This window comes from Chryseobacterium gossypii, assembly GCF_041361455.1.
Lineage (GTDB): Bacteria > Bacteroidota > Bacteroidia > Flavobacteriales > Weeksellaceae > Chryseobacterium > Chryseobacterium gossypii.
Window position 1 is genome coordinate 43,252 of sequence record NZ_JBGCUR010000025.1, and the last position, 7,666, is coordinate 50,917.

Consider the following 7,666-nt stretch of genomic DNA (forward strand, 5'->3'; position numbering starts at 1 on the left):
CCGCCCGGAAGATTTCGGGCGGTTTATTTTTTATATTTATCAGTTTTTCACAGGCTGAAATTTCGGATGACCTGCCTGCCATAAGGCAAAAGCGTAGATATCGGCGTACTCCCGGAAAACAACATCAAGGTCGCTGGTAAAATGCCCGTTTTCATAATTTACATACAGCAAAACCGGTTTCCCTGATGCGGAATCATTTTGTAATACCGCAGCAAATTTGGCCGGTTCCCAAGGGACAATTCTTGAATCATTCATCCCGGTACGTACAATTACCGCCGGATATTTTACCCCTTTTTTTACTTTGCTCTGGGCATCCATTTCTATCAGATACCTGACGTCCTCTTTATTTTGCAGTGTTCCGATTTCCGGGATCTGATTAGGTCCGTTGGCCGTGATCTCTGAACGTAAGGCGTTGGTCATTCCTACTTCAGCGATTGCAACTGCAAACAGGTCCGGCCGTTCGGTAATGGCTCTTCCTATAAGAACTCCACCCATACTTACCCCATTTCCAATAAGTTTTGATGGGGAGGTATATTTTTGGGCGACCAGATATTCCGCACAGGCTATGAAATCTTTCCAGGTATTTGGTTTTGTAGATTTCATTCCTGCCTTGTGCCAATTTTCACCCTTTTCCCCGCCGCCTCTTACATGGGCAATGGCAATTACTACACCTTGTTCAAGCAATACAGACAGCCTGTTGGAAAAACGGGGAGTATAGGATATACCATAGCCTCCGTATCCTGTAATATAGGCGGGTGTACTGCCATCCATTCTGATGTTCTTAGGATGAATGATGGATAGAGGGACCATTGTGCCGTCATGGCTTTTTATTTCGATTTCCTTTACATCATACAGCTTTTCATAGTCCGGATAGCCCTTAGCGGTGTTAAAATATTTATTTTTGGTTACAGCGCCGTTTGCCGGATTGTAATCGTAAATTGTATTCGGGCTGAGCCAATTGTTGTTATAGCATTGAAGATTATCGTTTTCATGAGGGTTCAGAGGGCTAGAGGTGTTGACACCAGCAGGCAAAGGCACTTTTTTAATGTCCAATGTTCCGGCATCAATCTGGTATTTATCCTGGGTAATGCCGTTACTCAGCGAATAGAACAGGTAATTTTTGGAACTGTGAATAGCGGTGATGACGTCATTGCTTTCAGGAACTACAATTTTTGCATTTTCAAAATCAGGATTTAATACATCCGTCACTCCTATTTTATAGTTCGGTGCACCCTTATGAGTAAGGAAAAAAAGCTTGTCACCATGGATAATAACCTGGGTGATATCATCCGACGGTTTTACGATCTGCTTCCATTTGATTTTTTTATCATGGATAGCGCTGAGCGGAGCATAAAATACGGGTCTTTCTGACTTTACGGATCCTATACCTAAAAATATGTATCGGTAGTCGTCAGATAAATACACTTCCGGAAACTGTTCGGTCAGTATACCCAGCTCGGGATACTGTTCCCTGGAGGCTAATATGTGATCTTTATCCGCAGGTGTGCCGATCTGATGAAGCATTGCCTTCATCTCTTTGAGCAGCTGGTCACTGTCCGGATCCGCTGTACTCATTTTTGTGTAAATGATAGCCTGGCTGTCCGGTGTGAATTCAAAATTGAATTCGCTCCAAAGAGGGCTGATGACATCATCAAGCAGTTTCTTTGTTGTGAGGTCCAGAATTCTGAGCTCACAGATCTCTCCTCCTGCTTTGGAAAATAAAAGAGCTGCTTTTTGCCCTTTTTGATCAACCGTAAAATTGGTGAGCTGCGTTCCTTTCTTATATGTTTCCGGATCAAAGATCAGTGTTTCCTTTCCCGAATCCATGTTCCTGGAGTAAAGTTTGGAAAGCTTCTCTTCTTTTTTTGTTTTTTTATAAAAATACAGGTTGCCTCTTTGTATGGCATCACCATAGGTATCTCCAACCATTTCCTGTACCTGCTTCATACGCTTGAAAAGATCTTCACGATGGGGGATCTTATTGATGACATCATGGCTGAAATCAGACTGGGCCTTGAACCACGCCTGTACTTCAGGATTCTTAAGATCTTCAAGCCAACGGTAATTATCAGTGATCTTCGTTCCGAAGTAGTCATCCATAACGGCCTTTTCAGGAGTTTCCGGGTAGTTATACTGCGCCGGAACCCACTGGCCGGAGAGGAGAGCGGCGAATACAAGGCCGTATTGTATAAATGTATTTTTCATAAATCATATATTTGTGACGTATTGCAAAGGTATTAAACTTCTTCTTTGGAAATCCATTTTCCTACAAGCGGAGGCTGATAATTTTTCATCTTTTGAAGAAGATCATCTATACTGCTGCTTATTAAAAGTATGTCCTGATTGGCCTTTTTTAGAAATCCTTTGTCAACCATGGTCTGGACCAACCTGATCAGATCATCATAGAATCCGTTGATATTCAGAACGGCGACAGGTTTTTTATGAAGACCAAGCTGAGCCCAGGTAATCATCTCAAAAAATTCCTCCAGAGTACCATAACCGCCGGGAAGCACTATGACCCCGTCACAAAGCTCATCCATTTTCATCTTTCTTTCATGCATGGTTTCTACCAAAATAAGTTCTGTAAGCTTTTTATGGGCTATTTCCTTGGACCGTAAGAAGCGGGGAAGCACTCCTGTCACTTTTCCTCCGGTATCCAGTGTGGCATCTGCGATAGCTCCCATCAGGCCAACATCGGCACCACCATAAATTAACTGAATTTCCTGTCTTGCTAAAGTTTGCCCGAGCGCAACCGCCTGTTCCGTGAAAATGTTATCCGAACCGGAACTGGAGCCGCAGAATACTGCTACACTTTTCATAATTGATCGTTTTTAAAATTAAATATCCAAAATCATTGTGATTTTGGATATTGAGTTTTTTGTGATTTATTTTTGTGGAATGTTTTTCAATATGTCTTTGAGGTAACCCCAGAATTTCTGCGTAGACGGGATATTGGCCTTTTCATCCGGAGAGTGCGCTCCTCTGATCGTCGGGCCGAAGCTCACCATTTCCATTTCAGGATAATTGGCCCCGATAATTCCGCATTCAAGACCTGCGTGACAGGCTACGACATGAGGCTTTTCATTGAATTTCTCCGTATAGATCTTCTCCATCAGCTGAACGATTTCTGATCCTGGTTTCGGCTTCCATCCCGGATAAGAGCCGCTGAACTCTACATTCATGCCTGCCAGCTCAGCAACAGATCTTAATTGTTCCGCTACGGCATACTTTGTAGACTCCACCGATGAACGGGAGAGGTTCAGGATCTTTAATTCCCCGGCTTTTAGCTCTACCCTTGCTACATTATTTGAGGTTTCCACAAGATCTTTTACATCCGGGCTCATTCTGTAAACTCCATTATAAAGGGATTTCAAAACCAGGATGATCTTTTTGGTATCCTCTTCGGATACCGCCTTTTCAGAGGTCGTAGAGTTTTCGATGTTAATCTGAAGGCTTGGCTCAAGGCTGGCAAACTCTTCCAGGATCTCTTTTTTAAGTCTTGTAGCTTCTTCAATAAATTCGTGTGCATTTCTTACCGATACCAGAGCGATCGCCTCTCTCGGAATGGCATTTCGCAGTCCGCCCCCATCAATAGAGATCAGCTGAATATTTTCTTTTTCAAGACCCGAATAAAGCAATCTTCCGAGGATAACATTTGAGTTCCCCAAACCTTTGTGGATATCCATTCCCGAATGGCCCCCCTGAAGACCTTTTACCTCTATTCTTATGATCTGGCCTTTTGAGGCTTCCAATCCGTAGTTCTGGGTGATGGTAACGTCAATTCCTCCTGCACAGCCTATATCGATTTCGTCATCTTCTTCCGTATCAAGGTTCAGCAGGATATCGCCGGTCAATGCCCCTGGCTTTAAACCCAGTGCTCCGGTCATACCTGTTTCTTCATCTATAGTGAAAAGGGCTTCCAAAGCCGGATGCGGAATATCCGAACTTTCGAGAATTGACATGATTGTAGCTACTCCCAGCCCGTTGTCAGCTCCTAAAGTTGTTCCTTTTGCCTTTACCCAGTCTCCGTCAATCTCCATTTTGATCCCTTCATTGTCAAAATCAAAATTGATATCATTGTTCTTCTGGCAAACCATATCGAGATGTGATTGCAGGATCACCGATTTGCGGTTCTCCATTCCGGGAGTGGCCGGTTTTTTAATGATAACATTACCCACTTCATCTACTGTGGTTTCCAGGCCCAGATTTTCTCCGAATTCCTTGATGAAGGCGATTACTTTTCCTTCTTTTTTCGATGGTCTGGGAACTGCATTCAGTCTGGAGAAATTTTTCCAGATGATTTGCGGTTCTATATTAAATAATTCCATGAAATTTTATTTTTCCCAAAATTACAAAATAAAAATGCTCCCGGAATTACAGGAGCAGTCTTTTTATACGGTAAATTGGAAAATTAAGAAGGTCGGCCTTCGCCGTTATTTTTTCCCATTTTGTCATTTTAACAGCCGCATTCTCCGTAAATACGGGTTGTTATGGAAGTGCCGTCCGGCTTTTCTATAGTCATTGTACCTTCAAACAATAAGGCTTCTTCTCCTTTTATTTTTTTACCTTTTACAGAGATCTTATAACCGTCGCTTTCGATTTCCTTGCTCAGCTCTTCATCCACTTCCATATCGCTTGAGGATATAAGATTCATGACCTGTCTTTTGCCGTCCAGTTTCATGTAGGCGGTTTTTCCGGCATCATCTGCATAGATATATTTCTCAGCCTCAAAATCAGCCTTATTTTGGGCAAAATAGCATGAGCATTCTTTGATTTCTTTTGGGAAAGGGAATGTTTCAATCAGAATTTTTTCTGAAAGGACTTTAGCTTTTACAGTGTCTTTCGTAATCTTCAGGGAATCTGCCGCAGCAGGGCTTTGAGCAGCTTCTTTATCTTTTTTACAGGCGGTCAGCAAGAACGCTGAGAAGAAAATGATCAGATATTTCATTGTCGTGAATTTATTTTTATCCCCTCGCTCTTTCGAGAAGTACCATCATCAGTAATGACAGAACAACCAGGCTTTCGTCTTCGTCGTCAATATCAATTAATCTGTCAAGCTGAAATCTTCTTCCGAAGAACGAAGGCATTTTTTTCAGTTTAAAATATTCTTTTCCATCCATTCCCTTTACCGTGTAGGAAGGGTTCAGGAAGTATCCTGTGAACATTCCGATGATAGGAAGCTCTCCCACCATTCCGTCGAAGAATTTTACCCATCCGTTATCTTCGGTAATGATGAATTTTGGCTGGTCATTCGAGTCTAAAATATTGTAAGTGGCTTTCCAGAAAGAACGCATGCCTTTCCTGGTCAGTCTTCCGAAGTTTTTATTGTTGATCAGGTCATTTAGTGAATATGAAGCATTGAAATCAATCCACTTGTTGGCCTGGATTCTGAACAGCTCCTTTGATTTGCTTTCATCATTAAAAACGATGACATCTTCTTTTAATTTGAACATTTTCTGACGAACATAGGCCACGTAATTGCCATTTCTGTCCGTAATGTTGAAATCGCTGGATAAGGTTGTAATTTTAAATTTGAAATCTAATGGATAATTTAGATTGTTAAGTACCATTCTAGTTTATTTTTTCCAGTTAATATTTTAATTTTCAAAGATAAATGTTTTTTCAGAAAATAAAGGATTTAAAAAATTAAGACTTCATGAATAAATTATTTTTTGTCTTATTTTTGTAATTATGGATTACCCTAGTAAAGTTTTGGCAAAGGCGGTGGATGAGATTTCCGGATTACCCGGAATTGGAAGGAAGACAGCTTTGCGTCTGGCATTGCATTTATTGAAACAACCTAATTCCCGGGCGATGAGTCTTGGGAATTCACTGATCAGTCTCGTCAATGAAATAAAATACTGTAAAGAATGCCACAACTTCTCTGATTTTGATATCTGTGAGATATGCAGCAATTCCAAAAGGAATGATGAGCTGGTATGCATTGTTGAAGACGTCCGTGATGTGATAGCTATTGAAAATACGGGTAAATACACAGGAAAATATCTTATTTTGGGCGGAAAAATTTCCCCGATGGAAGGAGTAGGGCCGGGCCAGCTCAATATCCCCAGCATTGAGCGGAAGCTGAATGAAGGAAGGGTGAAGGAGTTTATTTTTGCCTTAAGCGCGACCATGGAAGGAGATACTACAGCGTATTATATCTATAAGAAATTTAAAGAATTCAATGTAAGCTTTTCCAGTATCGCAAGAGGGATTTCAGTAGGGGATGAGCTCGAATATGCAGATGAGATCTCTTTGGGAAGATCCATTATCAACAGGTTGCCATATAACGAAAGGGATTAGAATGGATATCAGGCTGTCAATCATCATTGTCAATTATAACGTTACCGAACTGCTTAGAAGATGTCTTTTATCCATTCAACGGTATGTTGCTGGCTTAGAGTATGAGGTGATCGTTATTGATAATGCTTCCACGGATCCTTCATGGAAAAGCTTGATGTCTGAATTTCCTCACTTTCATTTTATAGCTTCGGGGAGCAATGAGGGCTTTTCCAAGGCTAATAATAAAGCTATAAGAACTGCCAGCGGAGAATATCTCCTGATTTTGAATCCCGACACGGAATTGGAAGGGTTTTATCTCAGGGATATTTTAAGTTTTGCCGGCTCAAAGGCCAATTTTGGATGCCTCGGAGTGAGAATGCACGATGCCAGGGGTAATTTTTTACCGGAAAGTAAGCGCTCGGTTCCTGATATGTTCAATTCTTTTGAAAAATTATTTACCAATTTCAGAAAAAACAATTCAAAATCATATTACAGGAATGATATTGATGAAAATGAAAATGCTGAAGTAGAGGTGGTGACCGGCGCTTTTCTCCTTATTAAAAAAGAGGTTTATGATAAGGTAGGCGGCCTGGATGAAACCTATTTCATGTATGGCGAGGATATAGACCTGTGCTATACCCTGTTGAGAAACGGCTACAGAAACTATTATTACGGTGAAGCCTCAATTCTTCATCATAAAGGAGAAAGTACCATTAAGGATGAGGTTTATCTTGACCGGTTTTACGGGGCGATGCATATTTTTATCGATAAATATTATAAAAAGACAAAGCCGTTGCAATATTCGTTTTTAAAGGCAGGGCTGAAGCTTCGCCACCATATTGAAAGGATAAGACTGAAAAAATAATAAAAGCAACTCAATTTTGAGTTGCTTTTTGGTTTTATATGATCTGTTATCTATTCTATTTTGTTGCAGGGGCCTGTGCCGGTGCAGACTGGGAAGCAGGTGCAGATTGTGCCGGTGCTTCTTTCTTGGCCGGTTGTTGCTGAGGTAGCGTCTGTGTAGGCTTACCGGTCAATACCACGCTTAAAAGGATAAGTACGATGATCGTTCCGCCTAAAGTCCAGGTTGCCTTTTCCATGAAATCATTGGTTCTCTGTACCCCAAATTGTGCAGATGATGTACCTCCGAAAGTGCTGGAAAGACCTCCTCCTTTTGGATTTTGAGCCATAATGATGATTACCAGTAATACGCTGGCGATCATAATAAGAACCATCAATAGTGTAAATATAGTATCCATTAATTCTGATATCTTTTGAATGGGCAAATTTAATCTTTTTTTACCGAATGACAAAAAAAGATTGAAGCAAAAATAAAAAGAGGCTGTCTCAAAAGTAAGATAGCCTTTTTTATATTTTACAAAAA

At 41.0% G+C, this 7,666-nt stretch carries 8 protein-coding genes; 2 read left to right on the forward strand and 6 right to left on the reverse strand.

Annotated elements, in window-relative coordinates:
• Positions 1 to 39: 39 nt before the first annotated feature.
• The 5 genes from ABMQ40_RS13215 to ABMQ40_RS13235 all read right to left on the reverse strand — a co-directional run bounded on the left by ABMQ40_RS13215 (position 40) and on the right by ABMQ40_RS13235 (position 5,570).
• The gene (locus ABMQ40_RS13215; RefSeq protein WP_370900357.1) at positions 40 to 2,205 is read right to left on the reverse strand and encodes a prolyl oligopeptidase family serine peptidase; all 2,166 of its coding nucleotides are present in this window, start codon (positions 2,203 to 2,205) and stop codon (positions 40 to 42) included.
• A 32-nt stretch (positions 2,206 to 2,237) separates the two neighbouring features.
• The gene (locus ABMQ40_RS13220) at positions 2,238 to 2,819 is read right to left on the reverse strand and encodes an LOG family protein (protein WP_370900359.1); all 582 of its coding nucleotides are present in this window, start codon (positions 2,817 to 2,819) and stop codon (positions 2,238 to 2,240) included.
• Positions 2,820 to 2,885: 66 nt separating this feature from the next.
• Positions 2,886 to 4,328, reverse strand: a complete 1,443-nt coding sequence (locus tag ABMQ40_RS13225; RefSeq protein ID WP_370900361.1) for an aminoacyl-histidine dipeptidase — start codon at positions 4,326 to 4,328, stop codon at positions 2,886 to 2,888.
• Between the two features lie 128 nt (positions 4,329 to 4,456).
• Complete coding sequence (locus tag ABMQ40_RS13230; protein WP_370900363.1) at positions 4,457 to 4,948, reverse strand: hypothetical protein; 492 nt, start codon at positions 4,946 to 4,948, stop codon at positions 4,457 to 4,459.
• Between the two features lie 16 nt (positions 4,949 to 4,964).
• Positions 4,965 to 5,570, reverse strand: a complete 606-nt coding sequence (locus ABMQ40_RS13235) for an LURP-one-related/scramblase family protein (protein WP_370900365.1) — start codon at positions 5,568 to 5,570, stop codon at positions 4,965 to 4,967.
• 121 nt (positions 5,571 to 5,691) lie between these two features.
• Here ABMQ40_RS13235 and recR point away from each other — a divergent pair, with 121 nt between their 5' ends.
• Both recR and ABMQ40_RS13245 read left to right on the forward strand, forming a co-directional pair.
• A complete protein-coding gene (recR, locus tag ABMQ40_RS13240; RefSeq protein WP_370900367.1) occupies positions 5,692 to 6,303 on the forward strand; it encodes a recombination mediator RecR in 612 nt (203 codons plus the stop codon).
• Between the two features lies 1 nt (position 6,304).
• Positions 6,305 to 7,147: a glycosyltransferase family 2 protein gene (locus ABMQ40_RS13245; RefSeq protein WP_370900373.1), complete on the forward strand. Its 843-nt coding sequence runs from the start codon at positions 6,305 to 6,307 to the stop codon at positions 7,145 to 7,147.
• Between the two features lie 55 nt (positions 7,148 to 7,202).
• Here the strand turns inward: ABMQ40_RS13245 and secG are convergent, their stop codons facing one another.
• Complete coding sequence (gene secG / locus ABMQ40_RS13250; RefSeq protein ID WP_370900375.1) at positions 7,203 to 7,541, reverse strand: preprotein translocase subunit SecG; 339 nt, start codon at positions 7,539 to 7,541, stop codon at positions 7,203 to 7,205.
• Positions 7,542 to 7,666: the final 125 nt, after the last annotated feature.